The following is a 22,209-nucleotide window of genomic DNA, read 5'->3' as shown; positions in this document are numbered from 1 at the left end:
GGTGCGCCCCGGGCGCATCGGGGCGGGTGAACGCCTTGCGGGGGCTCCCGCCGTAGGCCGGAGGGCCGGGGGCCGTCCGTCGGAGGAGGGCCGGGGGCCGTCCCGCCGGAGGAGGGCCGGGAGGGGCGGGGAGCCGCCGCGGGCCGGGGGCCGCCGGGGCCCGGGGCTATGCGCCGCCCTCCACCCGGCGCCGGTCCGGGTGGAGGGCCGCACGGTCCGCGGCCGTCGCGCCGTGGTTCCAGCCCGCCTCGTCCCAGGCCGCGCGGACGCGGGTGGTGCGGGTCTCGGGGAAGAGTTCGTCCGTGCGGGTGGTGACCGCCGCCTCGCGGGAGGCGAGGACCGGGAGCAGGGTCGGGGCCTCGGCGGCCACCCGGCGGGAGGTGGCCGAGAGCCGGGCGCCCAGCCGGTTCGCGTACGCGAGGAGGAAGGACTGCCGGAAGGACTTCGTGCGCTTGCGGCCGCCCGCCCGCTGTTCCGCCTCCGCCCGCGTCATCGCCGCCGTCCCCTGCACGAGCAGCGAGGTGTAGAGGAGCTCCACCGGGTCCAGGTCCGACTCGAAGCCGACCACGGTCGAGAAGCCGTACGCCTCGTTCCACACCGCCCGGCAGTGGTTCGCCGTCGCCACCGCGTCGAGCAGGATCGCCTTCGCCTGCTCGTACGGCGCGTCCACCCCGATCCGGATCGCGCCGGGCGCCTCCGGGGACGGCGCCCCCGCCGCGAGCGTCGCCCCGTCCAGGCTGTGCCGGGCCATCAGCTCCTGCGCCTTGGCCGTCAGCGCCTCCGCCTCCTCCGGGTAGCCGGTCGCCTCCGCCTTCGCGAGCAGCGCCCTGATCCGGCCCAGCATCCGGGGCTCCCCGGCCGCCGGCGGCGGCAGCGCCTCCCCCGGCGCCGGGCCGACCGCGTCCAGGCGCGGCAGCCGGACGAGCAGCCGGTACAGCTCCAGGACGCACGTCGCGTACGAGAAGCGGTCCGCGGGGCGGCCGGGCCCGTCGGGAAGCTCGTCGAGCTGCGCCTCCCAGCGGTGCGGCAGCCGCCCGTACCCCACCGTCTCCGTCCTGATCAGCCCGGCGAGCAGCCGTACGTGCTCGTCCCCGAGGTCCCGGCGGGCCGTGCGGACCAGGTCGGCGGGCTGCCAGCCGCGTCCCCACAGCGTCCGGACGAACTCCTCGCCCCGCCGTGCCAGTTCCGTGTCCGCGCCCCGGTCGGCGGCGAGCAGCGAGGCCGCCGTGTCGAGCGACCCGTCGTCGCTCGCGTACAGCGCCTCGAAGGCCTTGTCGATGGTGGTGCCCACGCCGTCCTCGCGTCCCGTTCCTCGTCCGCACGCCCGTCCCCGTCTCCCTCCGATGGTCTCAGCCCGGGCCCCGGCCCCGTTCCCCCGGTGTCGACCCGGCCCGGAGGTGGGCCTGGCCCGGAGGTGGGCCCGGCCCGGAGGTGGGCCCGGCCCGGAGGTGGGCCTGGCCCTACCCCCGGGACGCCCGCCAGTGGTCGTGATCGGCGGCGGCGGAGACGGTTCGCTGGGTCCATGACCGCAACCGACACCCGCAACGCAGCCGCCGCCGTCGCCGTACGGCTCCGGGGGCTCACCCGCCACCACCGGGACGTCCGCGCCCTCGACGGCGTCGACCTCGACTTCCGGGCCGGGACCTTCACCGCCGTCATGGGCCCCTCGGGCTCCGGCAAGTCCACGCTCCTGCGGTGCGCAGCCGGGCTCGACCGGCCGACCTCCGGGACCGTGGAGATCGACGGGACCGCCCTGGAGGGGCTGAGCGAACGGCGGCTCACCCTGCTGCGGCGGGACCGGATCGGTTTCGTCTTCCAGTCCTTCAACCTGCTGCCCTCCCTGACCGCCGCGCAGAACACGGCCCTGCCGCTCCGGCTCGCCGGTCGCCGCCCGTCCCGCGCGGAGGTCCGGGAGGCCCTGGCCCGGGTCGGGCTCGCCGGGCGCGAACGGCACCGGCCCGGCGAGCTGTCCGGCGGACAGCAGCAGCGGGTCGCGCTCGCCCGCGCGCTGATCACCCGGCCGGCCGTCCTCTTCGGCGACGAGCCGACCGGCGCGCTCGACTCGACCACGAGCCGCGAGGTCCTCGGCCTGCTGCGGGAGCTGGTCGACCGGGACGGCCGGACGATCGTCATGGTCACCCACGACCCGGTGGCAGCGGCCCGCGCGGACCGCGTGGTCTTCCTGGTCGACGGCCGCGTGGCGGGCGAACTGACCGCTCCGGAGGTGGAGACGGTCGCCGGGAGGATGGCGGCGCTGGAGGGGTGGGGGGCGGCGGGGCAAGGCCAGGGGGGCGAGCAGGTCCCGGGGGCCGGGGAAACCGGGGAGGCCCGGGGTGCCGGGGAAGCCCGGGGTGCCGGGGAGGTCCAGGAACCCCGGCAGGGCCCGGAAGGCCGACAGGCCCGGGGGACCCGGAAGTCCCGGTGGACCCGAGAAACCTGGCGGCCCCGGGAAACCCGGCAGGCCCGAGAGGTCCGGGAAACCCGGCGGGCTCCGGTATCCCGGAAGGCCTTGGAATCCCCGAAGACCCGGGAGGTCCAGGAGACCCGGATGACCCGGGAGGCCCGAAAGCCCTCGCGGGACCCGCGGAACCGGCAAAGCCCCGGAAGCCCGCAGGACCCACAAGATCCGTGTCCCTGGCAGAACCCGCAAGCCCGGCAGGACCCGCAAGCCCGGCAGGACCCGCAGTCCCCGCAGGACCCGCAGTCCCCGCAGGACCCGCGATCCCCGCACCACCCGTACGCCACCGCCCCCGCCGGAGGCACCCCGTGCTGACGCTCGTCCTCTCCGGGCTCCGGGACCGCTGGGCCTCCCTCCTCGGCGGGTTCGTCGCCCTCGCCCTCGGGGTCGGGCTGCTCGCCGTCACCGGGCTCGGGCTCTCCGCCACCCTTCACGCGCCCGAGCGTCCTCCCGAGCGGTTCGCCTCCTCGCCCGTGGTCGTCATGGGCCACGACCGGCTGGTCCTCGACGTGCGGCGCGGGCCCGCCACCGCGTCCGTGGAGCAGCGGCTCGACCGTCCACGGCCCGTGGAGGCGGAGCTCCTCCGCGCGCTGCGCGCCCGCTGGGCCGTCACCACGGCGGGCGGTCCCGACGCCGTCGGCGTCGACGCCCCCGCCGACCGGGTCCGGGACCTCGTCGGCACCCGGGCCCGGGTCCTCACCGGGGCCGAACGGGTGCGCGCCGACCCCGACCCTGAGCGGGACGCCCGCGCGCTCACCGCCCTGAACGCCCTCCTCGGCACCTCCGGCGGCGTCACCGCCTTCGTCTCCGTCTTCGTCGTCGCGTCGACGTTCGCGTTCGCCGTCGCGCTGCGGCGCCGCGAGTTCGGACTCCTCAGGACCGCCGGGGCCACCCCCGGGCAGGTCCAGCGCCTCCTCCTCGCCGAGGCCGCCGTGCTCGGCGTGCTCGCCTCCGCCGCCGGATGCGCCCTCGGCGCCCTGGGCGCGCCCCTGCTCGCCCGGACGCTCGTGGACGGGGACCTCGCGCCCGCGTGGTTCACGATCGGCGGGGCCTCCTGGCCGTACCACGCCGCCTTCTGGACGGGCCTGGCCGTCGCCCTGGCCGGGGCCTTCGCCGCCTCCCGCCGGGCCGGGCGGACCGGTCCGACGGCCGCCCTGCGCGAGGCGGACGTCGACGCCGACGTCCTGCCGCCCGGCCGGGCCCTGGCCGGGGCGGCGCTGCTCCTGACCGGTCTGGGGCTGCTCGTCTGGACCTGCGCGACCGAGCCGTCCGAGCTCCTGAAGCGGAAGACGTACACGACCCTCCCGATGCTCCTGATCGGCGGCACCGCCCTGCTCGCGCCGCTCCTCGTCCGGCCGGCGGCCCGGCTGCCACGGCTCCGGGGAGCGGTGGGGACGCTCGTGCGGGAGAACTCCGCGGCCTCCGTCCGCCGCACCGCCGCCGTCGCCGCGCCCGTCCTGGTGACCGTGGCGCTCGCCGGGTCCCTCTTCGGCTCGGCGGCGGGCGTCACGCGCGCGAAGGGCGCGGAGATCCGGGAGCACACGGCCGCCGCGTACGTGGCGAGCGGGGAGGACCTGCGCCCGGTGACGTCGGTCCCGGCCGGGGCCGTCGTCTCGGCCACCGGGGCGACCTCCGTCTTCGTACGGGACGGGGCGGAGGCCGTCGTGAAGTACGGCGCGCGGGCGGTCGCCGACCCGGCGGCCTTCGCGGACCTGGCCCGGCTCCCGGTGGTCGCCGGGGACGTGCGGGACCTGGACGACCGGTCGATCGTCGTCAACGAGGACTTCGAGCGGCGCCGGGTCGGCGAGGCGGTGGAGGTGTGGCGGGCGGACGGGAGCGGTCCGGTACGGCTCCGGGTCGCGGCCGTCCTCGCGCTCGGGACCGGCGACAACGGCCCGTACGTCACCCGGGCGAACGCGCCGGGCGCCGTCCTCGACCGGATCGAGGCGCGCGGCGGCGGCGCGGCGACGGCCCGGGCCCTGGAGGCGAGCGGCGGGACCGTCGCGACCGCCGGCGCGTGGGCGGCGGCCGAGCGCCCGGCGAGCAGCCCGCAGACCCGGCTCGGCCTGGTCCTCGTCCTCGGCATCGCCCTCGTCTACACGGTGATCGGCCTCGCCGACACCCTGCTCATGGCCACCTCGGTGCGCGGCGCGGAACTGGCCTCGCTGCGGCTCGCCGGGGCCACCCGGACCCAGGTCCTGCGGGTGGTGACGGGCGAGGCGGCGCTCGCCGTCGCGATCGGCGCGCTCCTCGGCCTCGTGGTGACGGCCGTCGTCCTCGGCGCCCTGGGCGCGGCCCTGGCCGCCCTCTCGGCCCCGGTCGCCCTCGCCCCGCCCTGGGCGGCGGTCGGCACGGCGGCGGGCGTGTGCGCGGCGGTCGCGGTCATCGCCTCGGCCCTCCCGGCGTGGCGCCTGACGCGCGCTTCCCACGGGGCTTGAGGAGCACCCGACGCGTGCTTCCCGCAGGGCTTGAGGAGCACCCGACGCGTGCTTCCCGCAGGGCCTGAGGAGCACCCGACGCGCACCTGACGCGGGGCCCGAGGAACGCCCGACGGGCTCCCCGCGTGGCGCGCGGCCCGTCGACCGGCCATGGTGGGACGACGGGGCGGTGACCGGGGTCGGAGCCGGGTCACCGCCCCGGTCCCGGTTCCGATCCCGGTCCCTACCCCGCCCTCAGCCGGCCGCCCCCGGCGGCTCCGCCGCCTTCGCCGCCCGCCACTCCCCCGCCAGGACCGACCAGACCTCCTCGTCGTGGCGGCGGCCCCGGTACGCGTGGCTCTCGCGCAGGACCGCGTCCCTGGTCATGCCCAGGCGGCGGGCCACGGCGATGCTCGGCGCGTTGTCCGAGGAGACGACCCACTCCACCCGGTGGATCCCGCGCACCTCGATCGCCCAGTCGACGAGCGCCCGCGCCGCCCGGGTCACCAGGCCCCGGCCCGTCGCGGCCGGTTCCAGCCAGCAGCCCGCCTCGGCCGTGCCGTTCGCGGTGTCGAGCGTCCGGAGGATCACGGCGCCGACCAGGGTCCCGTCGAGCCGGACGCCGTGGATGCGGCCGGTGTCGGCCGCCGTCTTCTCCGCGTACGCCCGGAGGAAGGCCCGGCTGGACTCCAGGTCGGTGACGACGTCCGGGAGCCCGTTGCGCGCGCCGATGAACTCCCTCCCCCGGTCCATGTGCGCCAGGAACTCGTCCGCCTGCCACGGTTCGAGCGGGCACAGCTCCGCCCCGTCGTCCCCCAGGGACATCGCGTACATCGTCCTCCCCCTCCACGTCCGGATCCGGTGTCCGCGCCACAGCGTAGAAGGCCCGGCCCTGTCAGTGGCGGCTGCCAGACTCGCCGGTATGAGCGAGAGGTGGGCGCTGGCCGCCGAGGAGGAGGGGGACGGGGCGCTGCTCGCGCCCCTCGGTCCGGACGGCGCGCCCGCCGGGCCGGTGCGGCGCGAGCCGGACCTGGTGGCGGCCGTGCGGGACCGGCCGGAGGTGGCCCGGTGGGTGTGGCGGTCGACGGCCGAGGTGTATCCCCGGCTGCTCGCCGCCGGGGTGCGGATCGAGCGGTGCTACGACGTGGAGGGCGCCGAGCAGTTGCTCCTCGGGTACGAGGGGCGGCTCGGCGAGCCCCGCTCGGCGGCGGCCGCCTGGGCGCGCCTGCGGAACGCGCCCGTGCCGCCCGACCCGCCGCCCCGCACCGCCGAACCCGGTTCGCAGGACTCGCTGTTCGAGCCGCGCCGCGTGGCCGCCGTGCCTTTCGAGGGGCTCCTCGCGGTCTACGCCGAGCAGCTCCGCCGCCACGACCGGGTCGAGCACCCGGGCAGGATGCGGCTGCTGACGGCCGCCGAGTCGGCGGGGATGCTGGTGGCCGCCGAGATGCACCGGGCCGGGCTGCCGTGGCGGGCCGACGTGCACCGGGAGCTGCTGAACGAACTGCTCGGCGAGCGGTACGCGGGCGGGGGCGAGCCGCGCCGTCTGGCCGAGCTCGCGGGCGAGGTGTCCGCGGCCCTCGGCCGGCGCGTCCGGCCCGATCTGCCCGCCGACGTGGTGAAGGCCTTCGCGGCGGCCGGGATCCGGCTGCGGTCCACGCGCCGCTGGGAGCTGAGCGAGGTCGACCACCCGGCGGTGGAGCCGCTGATCGCGTACAAGAAGCTGTACCGGATCTGGACGGCGCACGGCTGGTCCTGGCTGGCCGACTGGGTGCGGGACGGCCGGTTCCGGCCGGAGTACCTGCCCGGGGGCACGGTCAGCGGGCGCTGGACGACCAACGGCGGCGGGGCCCTCCAGATCCCGAAGGTGATCCGGCGGGCCGTGGTCGCCGACGCGGGCTGGCGGCTCGTCGTGGCCGACGCCGACCAGATGGAGCCGCGCGTCCTCGCCGCGATCTCCCGCGACCCGGGCCTGATGGAGGTCGCCGGCCACCCCGACGACCTGTACACCCGGCTCTCGGCCCGCGCCTTCTCCGGCGACCGCGAGCACGCCAAGCTCGCGCTCCTGGGCGCGGTCTACGGGCAGACCAGCGGCGACGGCCTGAAGAACCTGGCGGCGCTGCGCCGCCGCTTCCCGCTCGCCGTGGCGTACGTCGACGACGCGGCGAAGGCGGGCGAGGAGGGCCGGCTCGTCCGGACCTGGCTCGGCAGGACCAGCCCGCCGGCGGCCGGGGCGGGGGACGCCGACGAGGCGGGCCTGCCCCAGGAGGGCGACGCCGAACCGGTCGTGGAAGAGGGCGAGTTCACCCCCGGGTACGCCTCGGGGAACACCCGGGCGCGGGGCCGCTTCACCCGCAACTTCGTCGTCCAGGGCAGCGCCGCCGACTGGGCGCTCCTGATGCTGGCGGCCCTGCGGCGCTCCCTCGCCGGGATGCGGGCGGAGCTGGTCTTCTTCCAGCACGACGAGGTGATCGTGCACTGCCCGGCGGAGGAGGCGGAGGCGGTCACGGCGGCGATCCGGGCGGCCGGGGACGAGGCCGGGAGGATCACGTTCGGGGACACGCCGGTGCGGTTCCCGTTCACGACGGCGACGGTGGAGCGGTACTCGGACGCGAAGTGAGGCGGGGGGAGGGGTACGGGGGCGATGACGCTCCCCGTACCCCTCCCCCTCCTCCTCCCGCCGGACAGGCCCTAGTCGACCAGCTTCCGCCACTTCGGGCTCAGCGCGATCGTCTTGAGCCGCTCCACGGTCAGCGCGGGCTCGGGGCGCGTGGCGGGGGCGCGGTACCCGTCGGAGTTGAGGGCGGTGACCACGACCCGGAAGCCCTCGGGCGTGACGGTGTCGACGGTCCACGAGACGACGCCGGTGCCGCCCTTCTCGGCGGCCTCCCGGGTGACCCCGACCAGGCGCCCGTCGGGCAGGGTGGTGGCCCCGGTCGAGGTCAGGCGGCCGGCGACGTCCCGCATGCCGGTCTGGACGTTGATCTCGACGAAGCTCCTGCCCCCGCCGTCGTCGACGACGACGTACCCGTAGCCGTCCTGCCCGCCCTCGTCCTTCACCTTGAGGCCCTCGGGGAGGAGGGAGCGCAGGGTGGCCCGGAGGGCGTCGGCGGAGGGCTCGTCCGGCGCGCTCGGAGGCGTGGGCCGCTGGGGGAGCGCGGGCAGCCTGGCGAGCAGCGGCTTCCAGGCGCCGGCCGTGACGAGGGCCTTGAGCTGGGCGGGGGTGAAGGGCGGGGTCTCGCGGCTGACGCGGGCGCCCTTCTGGGCGGGGGCGTTGTACTCGTTCGCGTCGACGAGGAAGCCGTCCTCGGTGAGCAGGGTCGCCCGCCAGCTCTTGGTCTTCTCGCGCTTGTCGGGGTACTCGTACCCCTGGAAGAGCAGGAGCCGGCCGACGCCGGGGAGCGTCTCGGTGGTGCACTCGGCGTCGGGCACGTGGGCCTCGTCCGGGCAGGTGACCAGGGCCTCGCCCGCCTCGCCGGGGCCGGAGGAGCGGGAGAGGGAGACGGAGACGGCGGCCTTGCCGGCGCCGTCGTCGTACACGCCGAGGACGAACTGCCCCTCGCCACCCTCGTCCTCGATCTCCCACCGCCCGGCCGGGGTGTGGGCCTTGAGGACGGCCGCGAGGTCCTCGACCGGGATCCGCGCCTCGCCCGGCGGGCGCGTCTCGGGGCCGGTGCCGGTCGGCTTCGGCGGCACCGCCACGGAGGTCGTCGCGGCCGGCCCGGCGGAGCCGAGCAGCGAGCCCCCGTACACCCCGCCGACGCCGACGGCGGCGAGCGCGAGGACGCCGCCGGTGACCGCGGCCCGGCGGCGCACCAGCCGGCGCCGGCCGCGCCGGACGCCGCCCTCGACGAGCTCGCGCCGGTCGCCCGCGAAGCCTTCGCCGGTGCGGCGCAGGACGGCGCCGAGCTCCTCCTCGAAGCCGTCGTGCGGGGGGTTCTCGTGGCCGGGGCCGTCGTTTCGGGGCATGCGGGATCACCGTCTCGGGTTCGTGGCGGAAAGGGTGCGGGACGAGGGGGTGCGGGGCGAGGGGGTACGGGGGTGGGGTCCGATCAGCGGACGGCGAGCTCCGCGAGGCTGCCGCCGAGCCGTTCCCGCAGCTTGGCGAGGGCCCGTACGGACCGGGTGCGGACGGCGGCGGAGCTGACGTTCATGGCCTCGGCGGTCTCCTCGACGCTGCGGTCCTCCCAGTAGCGCAGCACCACGACCGCCCGGTCCTTGGGCGCGAGTCCGGCGAGGGCGTCGAGGAGCGCGATCCGGAGCGCCGGGTCCCCGTCGGTGTCGGAGACGCGGTCCGGCAGCTCGCCGAGCGGGCGCTCGGTGGCCGAGCGGCGCCGCCGGTGGCTGAGGAAGGTGCGGACGAGCACGGTCTGGGCGTACGCGGCGGGGTTCCCGATCCGGGCCATGCGGCCCCACAGGGCGTACATCCGGCCCAGGGTCTCCTGGGTGAGGTCCTCGGCGAGGTGGACGTCTCCGCTGGTCAGCAGGCACGCCGAGCGGAACAGGGGCCCCGTGCGCGCGGAGGCGAACTCCAGGAACTCGTTCGCGCGGGCCTTTCTCATGCCCCTCCTCGTCCCGGTCGTGTCGTGTCGGCCGCGTCGTGCGGTCGCCGTACACCTCATTGACGCGGTGGAGGCGGACAGATGTTTCAGATAAATCCGAAGAGATCTCTCCCCGGCGCATCCAAAGAAGCGGAATCGGGTAATCCGTAGATATGAACACTCTCAGCGCAGCAGAGAACCTGGCGGCTGGGGTTTGGCAGTCAGGCCTGGCACAGGTTCTCGGCGGTCTCGTCGTCGTCGCCGTCCTCATCGGCGCGTTCGTCTTCGGCATCCGCGTCCGGAACCGCGAGTCGGCACCGCCGAAGACCGAGGAGCACCCGCACCGGCCCGACGACGGCGCCCTGCCCGGCGAGTCGTCCGAGTACCGCCAAGGGTCCGAGATGCCGCAGAACGACGGCGAACACCGGCTCATGCCGTACCAGCTCAACCACTCCGGCACCGAGACCTCGCCCCAGCCGCCGGACGAGGAGAAGCGCAAGTGGGGCGGCATCTCCAGCGGCGGCTTCGGCAGCGGCGGCACCGGCCACGGCGACTGACCGACCGAACGCGCGGGAGCGGAATCCGGCGGCGGGGCACGGCCCCGCCGCCGGTCACGCCCGTCCCCTCCGCACGGGCCCCGCGGTCCAGGCGCAGGCGACCGGCGCCCCGTCCCGGCCGTCGTGCGAGGCGGACCAGCGGACGCCGTTCCAGGTGCCCGTCCGCGCGCCGAGGGGGACCGGGACGGCCCAGGGGCGGCCGGAGAAGCCCTCCCCCACGGCCTTCACACAGGCCTCCTGAACGGCGAAGATCCGGGCGAACCCGGATCTGCGCGCCTCTTCGGGCAGGGCCGCCAGGGCGTCGGCGTCCCCCGGCGCGCAGCAGAGCCGCAGCAGCCGGTCGCCGACGGCGGCCGGGACCTGCACGTCGACGCCGACGTCCCGGCCCCTGCCGACGGCCGCCGCGACCCAGCCCGAGGAGTGCGAGAGGCTCACCCCCAGGCCGGGCCGGCCCGGCAGGTACGGGCGACCGCCCGGCAGCGCGCCGACCGGCCCGTCCCCGGCGTCCCCGGCGTCCTCGCCGATCTCTCGCAGCAGGAACCGCAACAGCGTCCGCGAGGCGAGGTGCTCCGCCGCGCGCCACGGCGGCAGCCCCTCGGCGGTCGCCCGGTCCGCGGCGGCGACGGGCAGCGCGCCGAGGACCTCCTCGTTCCGGGCGACCAGGTGGTGCACGCCGTCGACGGGCGTGCGGATCCGGCCGGGCACGGACATGGACATGGACATGGACGCGGGCGTCCCGGACCGGTCAGACGCGGTCCGGGACACGGCGCAGGGTGCGGATCGGGCGGGCCGCCAGGAGGGCGGTGGCGGTGAGGAAGGAGACCACGACGCCCACCACGAGGACCTCGTCGGTGCCGAACGCGTCGACGGCGGGACCGGCCAGCGCGCTGCCGATCGGGTACATGCCGACGGAGCCCGCGACCTCGTAGGCGTGGACGCGGTTCAGGACCTCGCCCGGCACCTGGGTCTGCACGCTGGTGGCCCACATGACGCCCCAGACGCCGATGCCGGCCCCGACCAGGACCTGGGCCACGATGAGCAGCCAGACCGGCCAGCCGAGCACGATGCCGAGCGGGTAGAGCGGGTACGCCATCATCGCCACGGCCCCGGCGGCGAGCGGCCGCTGGGGCTTGTAGCGGATCGCGAGGAGCCCGCCGGCCACGGTCCCGGCGCCGAGCGCGGCGTTGATCAGACCGAAGGCGCTCGCGCCGTGCTCGGGCACGATGACGCCGGCGGCCACCGAGAGCTGCGGCCCCCAGGAGAGCACCGCGTAGAACATCCAGATCAGGATGACGCCCCAGAGCCAGCTCCGGGAGCGGAACTCGTGCCAGCCGACGGCCAGGTTGCGCCACAGGCCCTCGCCGGCCGGCGGGGCGGGCACCACGCCGAGCCGGAGGGCGAAGAGGCAGATCGCGCTGGTGCCGTAGGCGACGGCGGAGATCACCATGACCCAGCCGGTGGACCCGAAGCCGACCAGGGTGCCGGCCAGGGCCGGGCCGCCGAGGCCGGTGATCGCCTCGGAGGTGCGCAGCACGCCGTTGGCGCCCTGCACGTCGCGGGAGACCAGGGGCACGGTGGAGGAGGCGCCCGGCTGGAACAGGGCGTTGGCGGTGCCGGCGACGACGAGCAGCGCGTACAGCTGCCAGAGGTGGTCGATGCCGTGGATGAAGAGGAGGGCGAGCAGGACGTGGGCGGTGAGGTTGGCCAGGTCCGCGATGATCATCATCCGGCGGGCGGTGAACCGGTCGGCGAGCACCCCGCCGAACAGCACCAGACCGGCGAACGGGGCGACCAGGAAGGCCATCGAGTACCCGGCGGTGTCCAGGCCGTACCCGCCGCTGAGCAGACCGGCCGCGACCGCGACCGGCAGCATGGCCCAGCTCAGCAGGCCGGCGCTGCGGGCGACGAAGTAGTACCGGAAGTTGCGGGACCAGATCGCCGGCTCGTCCGGGGACGGTCCCGTCGCCCGCGCCCCCGGCGGCGGTCCTCCGTCGGACCCGTCCTTCGTCAGCGGGGGCGCCACCGCCGGGGTGGGCTCTGCCAAGCGTTCTTCCATGACCCTTCAGTCCTTCGGTCGTTGATCGGGGTTCGGGAGGCGGGGGTTCGGGAGGCGGGGGTTCAGCGGTCTTCGGGGCCGGTGCGGGGCGGCGGGGCGAGTTCGTCCAGCGCGACCGGTTCCAGGCCGCGTTCGAGCAGGCCCTCGACGATCGCGGGAAGGGCCGCCACGGTCTGGCTGCGGTCCCCGGCGCCCTCGTGCATCAGCACCACCGAGCCGGGGCCGACGCCCTCCAGGACGGTCTTGGCGATCTGCCCGGGGCCCGGCCGCGACCAGTCGCGGGCGTCCACGTCCCACATCGTCAGGGTGGCCGGGTGCTCGGCCAGGACGGCGAGCACCTCGGGGCTCAGCGCCCCGTACGGCGGCCGGAACCAGGCCGGGGCCGCGCCGGCCACCCGGTCCAGCTCCTCCGTCGTCCGGTCGATCTGCTCGCGCAGCTGCTCCGGCGTCAGGTCGAACAGGAAGGGGTGCGACCAGGAGTGGTTGCCGAGGCCGTGGCCGCCCGCGACGATCCGGCGCACCTCGTCGGGCAGCGCGGCGACGTGGTGGCCGACGCAGAAGAAGGTGGCCCGGGCCCCGTAGCGGTCCAGGATCTCCAGGACCTGCCGGGTGAAGACCGGGTCGGGGCCGTCGTCGAAGGTGAGCGCCACCTTCGGGACGTCCCGGCGGCCGTGCTCGAAGCAGCGCCCGGACGCCGTCAGGGCCTTCTGGTCCGGCTCCCCGCGCCGTACGCCCTCGAAGTACTCCTCGGCGCGGCCGGTCAGGGTGCCGCCCTCGGCGGTCACCCGGGCGAGCTCGCCCGGCGCGGCCAGGGCCCGTTCCGCGAGCTGCCGGGCCGTGACGGAGCCGAAGCGCGGCCGGGGCGGAAGCAGCCAGGGGTCCGCACGGTGGACCTCCAGGCCGGCGGCCGTCATGGGGCCGTCGAGCAGGCCGTTGGTGCTGTCGAGGACCACGGCCGGGGGCTCGCCGCCGTCGAAGTCCCGCAGCCAGGCGATGAGTTCGGCGACCCGGGCGGCGCCCCAGTCGCGCGGCTCCCCCACCGGGCGGCCGGTGCCGTCCAGGACCTCGACCCGGTAGCCCGCGTCGGTCCAGGCGATTCCCGCGTACCTCTTCGTCAGCGGTGCCATCAGTCCCCCAGCGCGATCGCCTCGGCGACGATCAGCCGCTCGACCCCGCGCAGGAACTCCTCCATGCCCGCGCGGTCGACGACCGCCGGGTCGGCGGTCATGGCGAGGTCGAGGGCGCCCGGGGCGGTCAGCACGTCCACCGCCATCGAGACGTTCCTGCGGGCCGGGAACTCCGTCGGCCAGCGCAGTTCGGTCCGGCCGATCAGCTCGCTCAGCGGCGCCTTCGGCCGCTCGACCTCGTCGAAGGGCCCGACGCCGGGGTCGCGGGTGTCGTTCCACCAGTACGAGTGGTCGGCCGCCTCCCCCTTCTCCACCAGGAGCGCCACCTCGCGGTCGAGCGCCCACTTGTCGTACGCGGCGTGCCGGAACGCGCCGAAGGCGACGGACCGCGTCCGCCGCACCGCGTCCTCGAAGTCCCGGTCCGCGTCCGTGAGGCGGAACAGCGCCTCCTGCGCCACCGTGCTGACCGAGGCGGCGGCGGAGGGCTGGAACCGGTTGCCCACGACGACCTGGAAGAGCACGTCGGCGCTCCCGGACATCCGGGCGAGCTGATGGGCGGCCGCCCCGAGGAGCACGGCGGCGTCGCTGACCTCCAGCTCCGCCGCGACCCGCCCGACGGCGACCGCGAGGGCGGGCGAGCGCAGCAGCGCGTTGGGGAACCTGCGGTCCGGTACGTCCGCGAGCTCCGGCGCCGCCGGTTCCCGGAAGATCCGCCGGGGGCCCTCGGTGAGCTGCTCGATCCAGTAGCGGCGGGCCGCCTCGTCCCGGCGGCGGCCGAGCGGCGAGGCCTGGACCCCGGCAGCCTCCAGGGGCTGGAGGGCGGGGCGCGCCGCGCGCAGCGACTCGGCGGTCCCGCCGGCCTGGACGGACTCCAGGTCGCGGAGCAGCCGGCCGAGGCCCCAGTAGTCCATGCCGGTGTGCGCCCCGGCGAGGACGAGCCGGTGGACCAGGCCGCCGGACTCGATCAGGCCGACCCTGAGGGGCCACTCGCGGGTGTGGTCGAAGGGGCGCCCGGCCAGCTCGCCGAGGAGGGCGGCGCCGTCCTCGTCGGAGCGTTCGGCCGGGCCCGTGCGGATCTCCACCGGGAGTGCGCCGCTGCCGTCCACGACCTGTTCGAGCCCGTCCTCGCCGTCCGGCAGGAACCGGGTGTGCAGGCTGTCGTGGAGCAGCAGCAGCTCCTTCAGGTCCGCGAGCACGCGGTCGACGGGGCGGGGCGGGGAGACGGGGATGTGGACCGGCAGGTTGTACCGGGGGGCGTCGTCGCCGAGCCGGGTGACGACGCCCCAGATGGCCCGCTGGCCCCAGGTCGCCGGTCCTCTTCCGGCCCGTGCGGAGTCCAGCCTGATGGTCCGCTCCTCAGCCGTGGTCATGGTGTTCCAGCCTTCCCTTCGGGTGCGTCGTCGGGTGTCGGTACGAGCCGGTGGGGGTCGCGGACGGGGCGGGGGGCGGGGCGGGGGGGGGGGGGGGGGCGGCCCCCCCCCCCCGCCCTTCCGGACCGAGGGGGTCAGCCCCCGTCGCCGGCGAAGAGCGCCACGTGGGTACGGCCCGAGCGCGGGTCCGTGTCGCACAGCACGATCCGCCGGTGGTCCCGCCCCCACTCCCGCCAGTGGTCGGCGAGGTCCAGCCAGAGGCTGGTGCAGTAGCTGCCCGGGGCCACCCGGTGCACCGGGCCGCCGTGCTCGGGCACGTCCCCGGTGACCCAGGGGCCGAGCACGAGGAGCGTGCCGTCCTCGACGGGCTCCCGGCCGAGGGCGTCCGCCGGCGAACCGACCGAGTGCGCCCGGACGAACCGGGGACCGCCCTCGTCCCCGCGCTCGTCCCCGCCCCCGCCCCCGTCTCCGTCCCCGCCGCCCGCCCCGGTGCCGAGGACGAGCGCGGCGGCCGAGTCGACCAGCGGGGTGTCCCGGACCAGCGGGAAGGGGGTCGGCAGGGTGGTCTGTTCGAGGACCGCGATCACGACCTCCGCCGCCCGCCCCGCCCTCGCGTACGCCGAGGCGATCCGCAGCGCGGTGAAGGGCGCGGCCAGTCCCTGCTGGGCGACGGAGAAGTTGGCCGCCCGGCCGCCGAGGCGGTCGGTGAGGTAGGGCGCGACGGCGGTGAACGGCACCACGTCCGGGAGGGCGTGGGTGACGATCAGGAGCTCGGGCCTGCTGCCGCCGACGCCCTCGTCGGCGACGAGCAGGTCCGCGAGGTCCCGGTGCCGGACGTGCCGGCCGCCGTCGAACAGCTCCTCGTCCGGCTTCTCCCCGAAGGGGACGAGCAGGTCGCGGAAGTAGTCGAGCGCGGCCCGCCGGTCGTCCGGCTCCCGGCGCTCGGGCGAGCGGACCGCGGCGGCGGCCCGGACGGCGAGACCGCTCATGGCGTCCCCTCCTCTTCGCGGAGCGCGGCCTCGACGTAGTCGGCGAAGGAGCCCACGGTCCGCAGGTGGTCGATGTCGAGCGCCTCCGGGTCGACCGAGATGCCGGTCGCCTCCTCGACGGTCATGAGGAGTCCCAGGACGGCGAGGGAGGTGAGCTGGAGCTCGTCGAAGAGCGCGGTCTCCTCCGTGAGCCCGGTGACGGGCCGCTCCAGGACCTCGCCGAGCGCCTTCTCGATGGTGAGGATCAGTTCCTGACGGCTCACCGGGGACCGCCTCCCGCCCGGTGGGTGATCACCATCGCGCCGAAGGTGGCGCCCAGGCCGACGGAGACGAGGAGGTAGTGGGCGCCGTCCACCAGGCGGCCCTCGTCGCGCAGGGTGGTGTAGTTGACGAAGACGTCCGAGGCGAAGGTGTGGCTGTAGCGGGGGACGTTGTCCAGGAAGACCTTCTCCGGCTCCACCCCCAGCTCCTTGATCGTCTGCCGCCAGGCCAGCTTGTTGACGTTGTGCGGGATGACCAGGTCGACGTCGTCGAGCGTCAGCCCGGCCTCCTCCACCGCCCGGTGGATGACCTCGGCGATCCGGCTGCCGTACTGCTCACCGAACTCGGTGTTCTGCTCGGGGGTCAGCTCCAGCCACTGGGCGTACTCGCCCAGGGTCCGGGTGGCGAAGGACCGGACCACGTCGCCCTCGCCGTCCAGGGTGATCAGACAGGAGGCGGCGGCGTCGGCCATGATCGAGGTGTTGGGGACGTGCTGGACGACCGGCGAGTACGCCTGCTCGCCGGTGACCATGAGGGCGTACGCGCCCTCGCCGCCCTCCGCACGGAGCAGTTCGCCGAGCACCTCGATGGCGCCGAGGCTGCTGACGCAGGCCTGGTGGCTGAGGCCGAAGGCCTCGGTGTCGGCGAGTCCGAGGTCGTCGCCGACCCGCCGCGCGATGTCCACGTCGGCGGGGGCGACCGCCTGGGTGACGTGGGCGTAGGCCAGGTAGTCCACCCGGCCGCCCTCCGGCAGGGCGGCCAGGGCGCCGCGCGCGGCGGGCGTCAGCAGGTCGAGCAGCGGGAGCTCGGGGTCGTACCGGAGCCGGTCCAGGCCGTAGAACTTGCGGAAGACGCCGAGCTGCGCCCGGTGCAGTCCGAGGCGTTCGCCCAGCTCCTCGATCCGCACGCTGCGCTCGGGCAGGTACGACTCGATCCGCTCCAGGGTGATCGGGCGGTCCGTGGTCGGTCGGTCTTCGGTCGGCCGCTCTTCGGTCGGCCGGGGACCGGTGGTCGGCAGGCTCATCAGGACTTCACGACCTCGGCGCGGATCAGCCACAGCCGGTTGGCGCCGCGGCGGTCCCTCGGCTGGACGTCGTACGGCCAGCGTCCCTCGCCGGCGCCGGGCTGGCCCGGCTCGCGCAGGTCGGTGGTCTTCCAGCCGTTCGCGGTCAGGAACTCCTCGGGCTCGTCGGTGCCGAAGATCCACGGCGTGCCGTCGGAGGCGAGGGTGTCCAGGAAGCGCTTCGAGAACGGGCTGCGCAGCAGGGCGCGGCCGAGGATGTCGAAGGCCAGGTGGCTGCCGGGGGCCGAGGCGGAGGCGAGCAGCCGGAGCAGCCCGGCGGCCTGGTCCTCGGTGAGGAAGAAGGTCAGCGCCTCGGCGACCCACAGGGTCGGGCGGTCGCGGTCGAAGCCGGCGGCCTCCAGGGCGGGCAGCCACTCCTGGGTGAGGTCGGCGGAGACCTCGCGCCGGTCGACCTGCGGCTCGGCCCCGAGGGCGGCGAGCCGGCGGCGCTTCTCGGCGATCAGGAGGGCGTGGTCGACCTCGTACAGCTCGATGCCGTCCGGCCAGTCGAGCCGGAAGGCCCGGGTGTCCATGCCGGCCGCGATCAGCACGACCTGCTGGATCCCGCTCTCGGCCAAGACGTCCTTGATCGCGTCGTCCAGGAACCGGGTGCGGATGGAGATGAAGGGCAGCAGACCGCCGCCGGCGTAGCGCTCGATCAGTTCGAAGCCCCGGGGCGCGGCCAGTTCGCGGGCGAACGGGTCGACGAACAGCGCGTCCTCGCGCTCGGACTCCTCCGCGCGGGCGGCGGCCATCCACTGGGCGGTGTAAGAGACTGCGTCCATGGTGAAGACCCCTCCTCGGGATCAGGCGAAGAACGCCTTCTCGATGGTGGCGAGGGTCTGGAAGTCCTCGATGTCGATGTTGTCGAAGTCGATCTCCACGCCCGCGGCGTCCTCGATCGTGTAGACGAGCTCGACGAAGGCGAGCGAGTCGACGAGGCGGCTCTCGATGAGGTCGACGTCGGAGGCGAGCTCGGTGCGCTCGGGGTGACGGCCGAGGATCCAGTCCCGGACCTTGTCGATACCTGCGGAACTCATGGCATTCCCTTCAGAGTCACTGATCCAGCGGAACGGGTCGGTCTTGTACGGGTCGGTCTTGTACGGGCCGGTCCTGTACGGAGGTGGTGGTGGCCGCGACGGCGATCGCGAAGCCGGCGTCGTGGCTGATGCTCACGTCGATCGGGCCGACCCCGGCGGTACGGGCCAGCTCGGCCGCCCGGCCGGAGAGCCGGACCCCGGGCCGGCCGCCGGGGCCGCGCAGGACCTCGATGCCCTGCCAGGGGACGGGCCTCCCGACGGAGCCGAGCAGCTTGAAGACGGCCTCCTTGGCGGCGAGGCGCCCGGCGATCCCCGACGGGTCGGGCGCGCCGTCGGGTGTCCGGGAGGCGGCCAGCTCCTCGGCGGAGAGGAACCGCCCGAGGAGGGGACCGGGGCCGAGGTCTGAGCCGGACCCGAATCCGGTTCCGGTTCCGGTTCCCAGGAGGTCGCGGACCCGGGAGAGCGGGACGAGGTCGACGCCGATCAGGGGCCGGGTCACGGCACTTCGACGGCGGCGGCGCCCGCGCCCGCGCCCGCGGCGGCACTCGTGGCCGCAGCGGCCTTCCGCACCGCGCCGAGCGCGGCGTCGAGGTCCTCCTCGAAGTGCTCGGTCAGGACGGCGAGCCAGCGCTCCAGACCGAAGGCCACGCAGGAGGTGTAGGCGTGCTCGCCGGACTCCAGGCGGATCCCGCACCGCTCGCCGAAGAAGTTGCGGTGGGTGTTGACCGAGGCGATCGCCAGGTCGCCGTACTGGAACTCGTACTTGACCGGGCTGAGCTTCTGCATCAGCGCGCGGCCGTTGTCGTTCCGGAAGAACGGGTCGCCCGCCGCCTCCCTGCCCAGCTCGATCCCGAGCGCGGCGGCGAAGGCCTGGATCCGCCCGGTGAAGCGGGTCAGTACGCGCTGGGTGTGCTCGAAGCCGCCGAGCGCGACGATCTCGCGCATCTGGAAGCTGGCGAGGCGGCGCAGCCCGCCGTAGTGGTCCTCGTTGCGGAAGCAGCGGTTGACCAGGGTGACCAGGGCGTCGTCGGCGACCTGGCCGCCCTCGTGGAAGAGGTAGGCGCCGTAGCAGGTGGCGTGCGGGAGCCCGTACCGCGCCTCGGTCACCGCGCCGGGCCCGAACTTGCCCTCCACCGGCTTGAACTGGTCCTCGGTCAGGTCGAGCGAGCCCGCCACCCAGGCGAGGTGGGGGAAGTTGGTGTAGACGTCGAACTTCTCCAGGTCGGTCACCGGGAAGAGCGGCGGGGCGCTGATCTCCTCGGCGCCGTCCGCGAGCCCCCAGCCGGCGAAGACCCCGTCCAGCTCCCTGACGAGCCGGGTGGCCCCGGGCCCGAGGATGGCGAGGGCGGGCGCGCCGTCGCTCCCGGTCAGGCGGTTCATCGGACGATTCCCGTCTTCTCGAGGTACTTGGCGGTCTTGCGGAAGGTCCGCAGCTCGGCCTCGGCGCGGGCCGGGGACTCCAGGAGGGCCCGGCGCAGCTCGTGCGGGCGCTCCAGACCGGCGTCGCGGTAGACCTGGGGGTGGTAGAGCGACTCGAAGCTGTGCTTCATGTAGCGGCGCAGATAGGTGGAGACCTGGTCCAGCTCCTCCTCGGTGGCGGTCTGCTTGAGGTCCTGGTGGAGGAGGTTGACCAGTTCGCGGCCGAAGGCGATGTGCCGGGACTCGTCCTGGTGGTGGATCCGGTTGATGCCGCGGATCGTCTCGTGCAGCCGCTCGTCCTCGGCCATCGCCGAGTTGAAGTGGTCGACCAGCTCCTCGAAGATCAGGATGCGGGCGAAGACCAGCAGGCTCTGGATCTTGTCCGAGGGCACGGCCGTCTCCGCGCCGCCGGCCGGCTGGCGGTAGATCTTCCCGCCGTAGCGGAGGCAGAATTCGGCAAAGAACCACATGTGCTCGTTCTCCTCACCGATGAAGTGGTGGAAGAACTCCGACGGCGTTTCGAAACCGGCGGTGTGGATCCGGTTGACCACCTCGATGAGCAGTTCCCGGATTCCGTGCACGTTGAGGCTGTAGAAATTGATGCTCTCGTGCTTGGAAAGCGTGTGGAGCTGCTGCGGAGTGAGTTTCCCGGCCCATTCCGTCCCGTACGTGGTGGTGAGCTCGGGGCTCATCCACCACATGTCCTCGGGAAGCCGGTCCGGCCACTCGAACAGCCGGTACGGGTTGTAGTAGTCGTCGATCGACTTGGTGGCGAGCCGGTCCAGAATTCCTCGGAACCGGTCGTTCCGGTCGATCACGTCGCTGACCATCGCGCGATGTCTCCGTTCGCTTCGAGGGCTCTTCGCTGATTCCAGACTGGCCCCCGGGGAGGGGGGCCATCAATGCCCGGAACAGGCTGCCGAATTCGGTCAGTGGACGGACCGGCGGACGGACCGGGCGACGGAGCCGCGCAATGGTCGCCGAGATTTCAGGAAGAAGGGGGGCCGTCGTCTCCCCGCCGCGCGGCGAGTTCCGCGCGCAGGGCGGCGTTCTCCTCCTCCAGGTGCGCGATGCGCCCGCGGACCGGCGCCAGGGCGTCGGCGAGCTCCTCCTGGCTGAAGCGCGGGGTGATGTGGTTGGGGCAGTTCCAGGCGAAGGCCTCGACCCGGATGGTGACGAGCTGCTCGACCGTTCCCTCGGTGCGCGTCGAGTCCAGGCGCTCGGCGAGCGCGGGGTCCTCCCCGGCCGGTACGGCGGTGGCACGGCCGAACAGCTTGAGGCGGGTCCGGCGGGCGTGGTCGATGAAGAAGAGCGCGACCCGGTCGTCGCCGCGCAGGTTGCCGGTGGTGATGTACTGCCGGTTGCCCCGGACGTCCAGGTAGGCGAGGGTGTGCGCGTCCAGGACGTGGACGAAGCCCGGCGGGCCGCCCCGGAACTGGATGTACGGCCAGCCGCTCTCGCTCACGCTGGAGAACAGGAAGCCGTCGAGGCCCCGGATGAAGTCGGCCGCGTCGCCGGTGAGCGGCTCGGGCCCCCCGTCCGGCTCCCGCAGGCGCCGGCCGGCGGCCGTGGCGCTGCCCATCTGCTCCTGGGCCTCGCGTACGGACGGGGTGTACGCGATGTGGTCGTAGCGGCTCACGCGGCGCTCCCCAGGGACAGGTCGACCAGGCCGGCCCGGGCGGCGAGGACACCGGCCTGGAAGCGGCTGCCGGCCGACAGCTCCTGCATGATCGCGGCCACGTGGCGGCGCAGGGTCCGCTCGGACATGCCGACCCGGCGCGCGATGGCCTCGTCCTTGGCGCCGGAGGCGAGCAGGTCGAGCAGGGTCGCCTTGAGGTCCCCCATCGTCCCGGCGTATCCGGACGCCCCGGAGTCGAAGTCGAACGCGGACTCCCAGACCCGGGCGTGCAGCCCGGCGAGGAAGGCGGCGACCGCGCCGTCGTAGACGACGGCGATGGCGTCGCCCTCGCCGGCCGGGATGAAGGCGGTCTTCCGGTCGAAGACCAGGAAGCGGTCGCGCACCTCCTTGGTGGTGCGCACCTGCCCGCCGGCGGGCAGGACCTCGCCGAGGTGGGCGCGGGTGTCGGAGTCGCCGCGGGCGGTGTGGGGGTAGAGGATCCGGCCCTGCGCGCCGCGCCGCAGCACGTCGAGGACGAGGGGGCGGGCGAGGCGCAGCTCGGGGGTCTCGCGGGCCACGCAGGGCTGCATCACCAGGACCTCGGTGGTGCAGGCCTGGGCGGCTTCGAGGAGGCGCAGCTCGATCTCCTCGCGGTCGCCGGTGATCACCACCGTGTCGGCGCGGGCCCTGGACTGCTTCTCGAAGGCCGCCACGAAGGAGCTGAGCTGCCCCTTGAACCCGGCGAGGCGGCGGCGCCCGTCGAGGATCTCCCGCTCCAGGGGGACGAGCAGTTCCATCTGGGCGGCCTCCGGGCTGACCGCGACCAGCCGGCCCGAACCACCCTCGGCGGTCTTGACCAGGCGCAGTTCGCGCAGCACCCGGACCGCCTGCTCGGCCCGCCGGAGCGGGACGCCCAGCTCGTCGGCGATCCCGGACGGGCTGAAGTCGGCCCGCCCGAGGATGCGTTCGTAGAACGTGACCACGAACTCGTCCACTTCGGCGGCCCGCCGGGCTTCCTGTCGTGGGATCTGTGTCGCGGTTTCCATCGTCACCTCGTTCTGTTCGCACGGATGTGGTCGGCAGGGGGAACGGCGTGGCAGACGTGCGGGAGCCGCCTGTGGGGCGGCTCCGGAAACGCTTGAGGAACGCTGCGGACAACGGCTTTCGGGCAGTGGCTCTCGGGCAACGGCTTTCGGGCAACGGCTTTGCGGTGCGGCCACCGTATGGCTCCGGTCTGGGCGGGCTCCTACAGCCGGACCAGAGGACCGGAAGCCGCCGGAGGACGACGCCCACGCC

The 22,209-nt window shown here is 75.0% G+C and carries 21 protein-coding genes and 1 pseudogene; 4 read left to right on the top strand and 18 right to left on the bottom strand.

Features of this window, described 5'->3' with window-relative positions; genetic code table 11:
* Nucleotides 1-166: 166 nt before the first annotated feature.
* Complete coding sequence (locus ACWGSR_RS33105; protein ID WP_453572288.1) at nt 167-1,291, bottom strand: DUF2786 domain-containing protein; 1,125 nt, start codon at nt 1,289-1,291, stop codon at nt 167-169.
* Nucleotides 1,292-1,522: 231 nt separating this feature from the next.
* Here ACWGSR_RS33105 and ACWGSR_RS33100 point away from each other — a divergent pair.
* Nucleotides 1,523-2,260: pseudogene (locus ACWGSR_RS33100) on the top strand (ABC transporter ATP-binding protein); the annotation flags it as partial.
* 506 nt (nt 2,261-2,766) lie between these two features.
* A complete protein-coding gene (locus ACWGSR_RS33095; RefSeq protein ID WP_453572285.1) occupies nt 2,767-4,896 on the top strand; it encodes an FtsX-like permease family protein in 2,130 nt (709 codons plus the stop codon).
* A 234-nt stretch (nt 4,897-5,130) separates the two neighbouring features.
* On the opposite strand, the gene ACWGSR_RS33090 is transcribed toward ACWGSR_RS33095, so the two are convergent.
* Nucleotides 5,131-5,709, bottom strand: coding sequence for a GNAT family N-acetyltransferase (locus ACWGSR_RS33090; protein WP_453572282.1), 579 nt, complete (start codon nt 5,707-5,709; stop codon nt 5,131-5,133).
* An 88-nt stretch (nt 5,710-5,797) separates the two neighbouring features.
* Between ACWGSR_RS33090 and ACWGSR_RS33085 the strand changes: the two genes are divergently transcribed.
* Nucleotides 5,798-7,492 (top strand): bifunctional 3'-5' exonuclease/DNA polymerase, encoded by a 1,695-nt coding sequence (locus ACWGSR_RS33085; RefSeq protein ID WP_453572279.1) that lies wholly within the window; start codon nt 5,798-5,800, stop codon nt 7,490-7,492.
* 71 nt (nt 7,493-7,563) lie between these two features.
* Here ACWGSR_RS33085 and ACWGSR_RS33080 read toward each other — a convergent pair whose 3' ends face one another.
* Nucleotides 7,564-8,841, bottom strand: a complete 1,278-nt coding sequence (locus ACWGSR_RS33080; RefSeq protein ID WP_453572276.1) for a hypothetical protein — start codon at nt 8,839-8,841, stop codon at nt 7,564-7,566.
* A gap of 83 nt (nt 8,842-8,924) precedes the next feature.
* Nucleotides 8,925-9,434 (bottom strand): SigE family RNA polymerase sigma factor, encoded by a 510-nt coding sequence (locus tag ACWGSR_RS33075; protein WP_376233629.1) that lies wholly within the window; start codon nt 9,432-9,434, stop codon nt 8,925-8,927.
* Nucleotides 9,435-9,586: 152 nt separating this feature from the next.
* Between ACWGSR_RS33075 and ACWGSR_RS33070 the strand changes: the two genes are divergently transcribed.
* On the top strand, nt 9,587-9,970 hold the full coding sequence (locus ACWGSR_RS33070; protein WP_376233627.1) for a DUF6479 family protein: 384 nt from the start codon (nt 9,587-9,589) through the stop codon (nt 9,968-9,970).
* 54 nt (nt 9,971-10,024) lie between these two features.
* Here the strand turns inward: ACWGSR_RS33070 and ACWGSR_RS33065 are convergent, their stop codons facing one another.
* The 14 genes from ACWGSR_RS33065 to ACWGSR_RS33000 all read right to left on the bottom strand — a co-directional run bounded on the left by ACWGSR_RS33065 (nt 10,025) and on the right by ACWGSR_RS33000 (nt 21,959).
* Entirely contained in the window at nt 10,025-10,693 is a 669-nt protein-coding gene (locus tag ACWGSR_RS33065; RefSeq protein ID WP_453572272.1) for a 4'-phosphopantetheinyl transferase family protein, read from the bottom strand.
* 22 nt (nt 10,694-10,715) lie between these two features.
* Nucleotides 10,716-12,026, bottom strand: coding sequence for an MFS transporter (locus ACWGSR_RS33060; RefSeq protein WP_376233622.1), 1,311 nt, complete (start codon nt 12,024-12,026; stop codon nt 10,716-10,718).
* Nucleotides 12,027-12,088: 62 nt separating this feature from the next.
* Nucleotides 12,089-13,153 (bottom strand): polysaccharide deacetylase family protein, encoded by a 1,065-nt coding sequence (locus ACWGSR_RS33055; protein ID WP_453572269.1) that lies wholly within the window; start codon nt 13,151-13,153, stop codon nt 12,089-12,091.
* Nucleotides 13,153-14,523: a condensation domain-containing protein gene (locus ACWGSR_RS33050; protein ID WP_453572266.1), complete on the bottom strand. Its 1,371-nt coding sequence runs from the start codon at nt 14,521-14,523 to the stop codon at nt 13,153-13,155. Before ACWGSR_RS33050 ends, ACWGSR_RS33055 begins: the two co-directional genes overlap by 1 nt.
* A gap of 134 nt (nt 14,524-14,657) precedes the next feature.
* A complete protein-coding gene (locus tag ACWGSR_RS33045; RefSeq protein WP_453572263.1) occupies nt 14,658-15,512 on the bottom strand; it encodes a hypothetical protein in 855 nt (284 codons plus the stop codon).
* Nucleotides 15,509-15,775 (bottom strand): acyl carrier protein, encoded by a 267-nt coding sequence (locus ACWGSR_RS33040; RefSeq protein ID WP_366373648.1) that lies wholly within the window; start codon nt 15,773-15,775, stop codon nt 15,509-15,511. Before ACWGSR_RS33040 ends, ACWGSR_RS33045 begins: the two co-directional genes overlap by 4 nt.
* Nucleotides 15,772-16,797: a 3-oxoacyl-[acyl-carrier-protein] synthase III C-terminal domain-containing protein gene (locus ACWGSR_RS33035; RefSeq protein WP_453572260.1), complete on the bottom strand. Its 1,026-nt coding sequence runs from the start codon at nt 16,795-16,797 to the stop codon at nt 15,772-15,774. Before ACWGSR_RS33035 ends, ACWGSR_RS33040 begins: the two co-directional genes overlap by 4 nt.
* Nucleotides 16,797-17,621, bottom strand: a complete 825-nt coding sequence (locus ACWGSR_RS33030; protein WP_376233611.1) for a class I SAM-dependent methyltransferase — start codon at nt 17,619-17,621, stop codon at nt 16,797-16,799. The genes ACWGSR_RS33035 and ACWGSR_RS33030 overlap by 1 nt, the downstream gene beginning before the upstream one ends.
* A 21-nt stretch (nt 17,622-17,642) precedes the next feature.
* Nucleotides 17,643-17,876 (bottom strand): phosphopantetheine-binding protein, encoded by a 234-nt coding sequence (locus ACWGSR_RS33025; protein WP_030219305.1) that lies wholly within the window; start codon nt 17,874-17,876, stop codon nt 17,643-17,645.
* Nucleotides 17,877-17,892: 16 nt separating this feature from the next.
* Nucleotides 17,893-18,375, bottom strand: a complete 483-nt coding sequence (locus tag ACWGSR_RS33020) for a holo-ACP synthase (protein ID WP_453572256.1) — start codon at nt 18,373-18,375, stop codon at nt 17,893-17,895.
* The gene (locus ACWGSR_RS33015) at nt 18,372-19,256 is read right to left on the bottom strand and encodes a hypothetical protein (RefSeq protein ID WP_453572253.1); all 885 of its coding nucleotides are present in this window, start codon (nt 19,254-19,256) and stop codon (nt 18,372-18,374) included. The genes ACWGSR_RS33020 and ACWGSR_RS33015 overlap by 4 nt, the downstream gene beginning before the upstream one ends.
* On the bottom strand, nt 19,253-20,125 hold the full coding sequence (locus tag ACWGSR_RS33010; protein WP_376233601.1) for a diiron oxygenase: 873 nt from the start codon (nt 20,123-20,125) through the stop codon (nt 19,253-19,255). The genes ACWGSR_RS33015 and ACWGSR_RS33010 overlap by 4 nt, the downstream gene beginning before the upstream one ends.
* Nucleotides 20,126-20,283: 158 nt before the next feature.
* Nucleotides 20,284-20,934 (bottom strand): pyridoxamine 5'-phosphate oxidase family protein, encoded by a 651-nt coding sequence (locus tag ACWGSR_RS33005; protein ID WP_453572249.1) that lies wholly within the window; start codon nt 20,932-20,934, stop codon nt 20,284-20,286.
* Complete coding sequence (locus ACWGSR_RS33000) at nt 20,931-21,959, bottom strand: LuxR C-terminal-related transcriptional regulator (protein WP_376233596.1); 1,029 nt, start codon at nt 21,957-21,959, stop codon at nt 20,931-20,933. The genes ACWGSR_RS33005 and ACWGSR_RS33000 overlap by 4 nt, the downstream gene beginning before the upstream one ends.
* Between the last annotated feature and the right edge of the window lie 250 nt (nt 21,960-22,209).

This window comes from Streptomyces sp. NPDC055632 (genome assembly GCF_053618675.1).
Note: the sequence above shows the minus strand (reverse complement) of the source record. Positions and strands in the feature narration are given on the sequence as shown.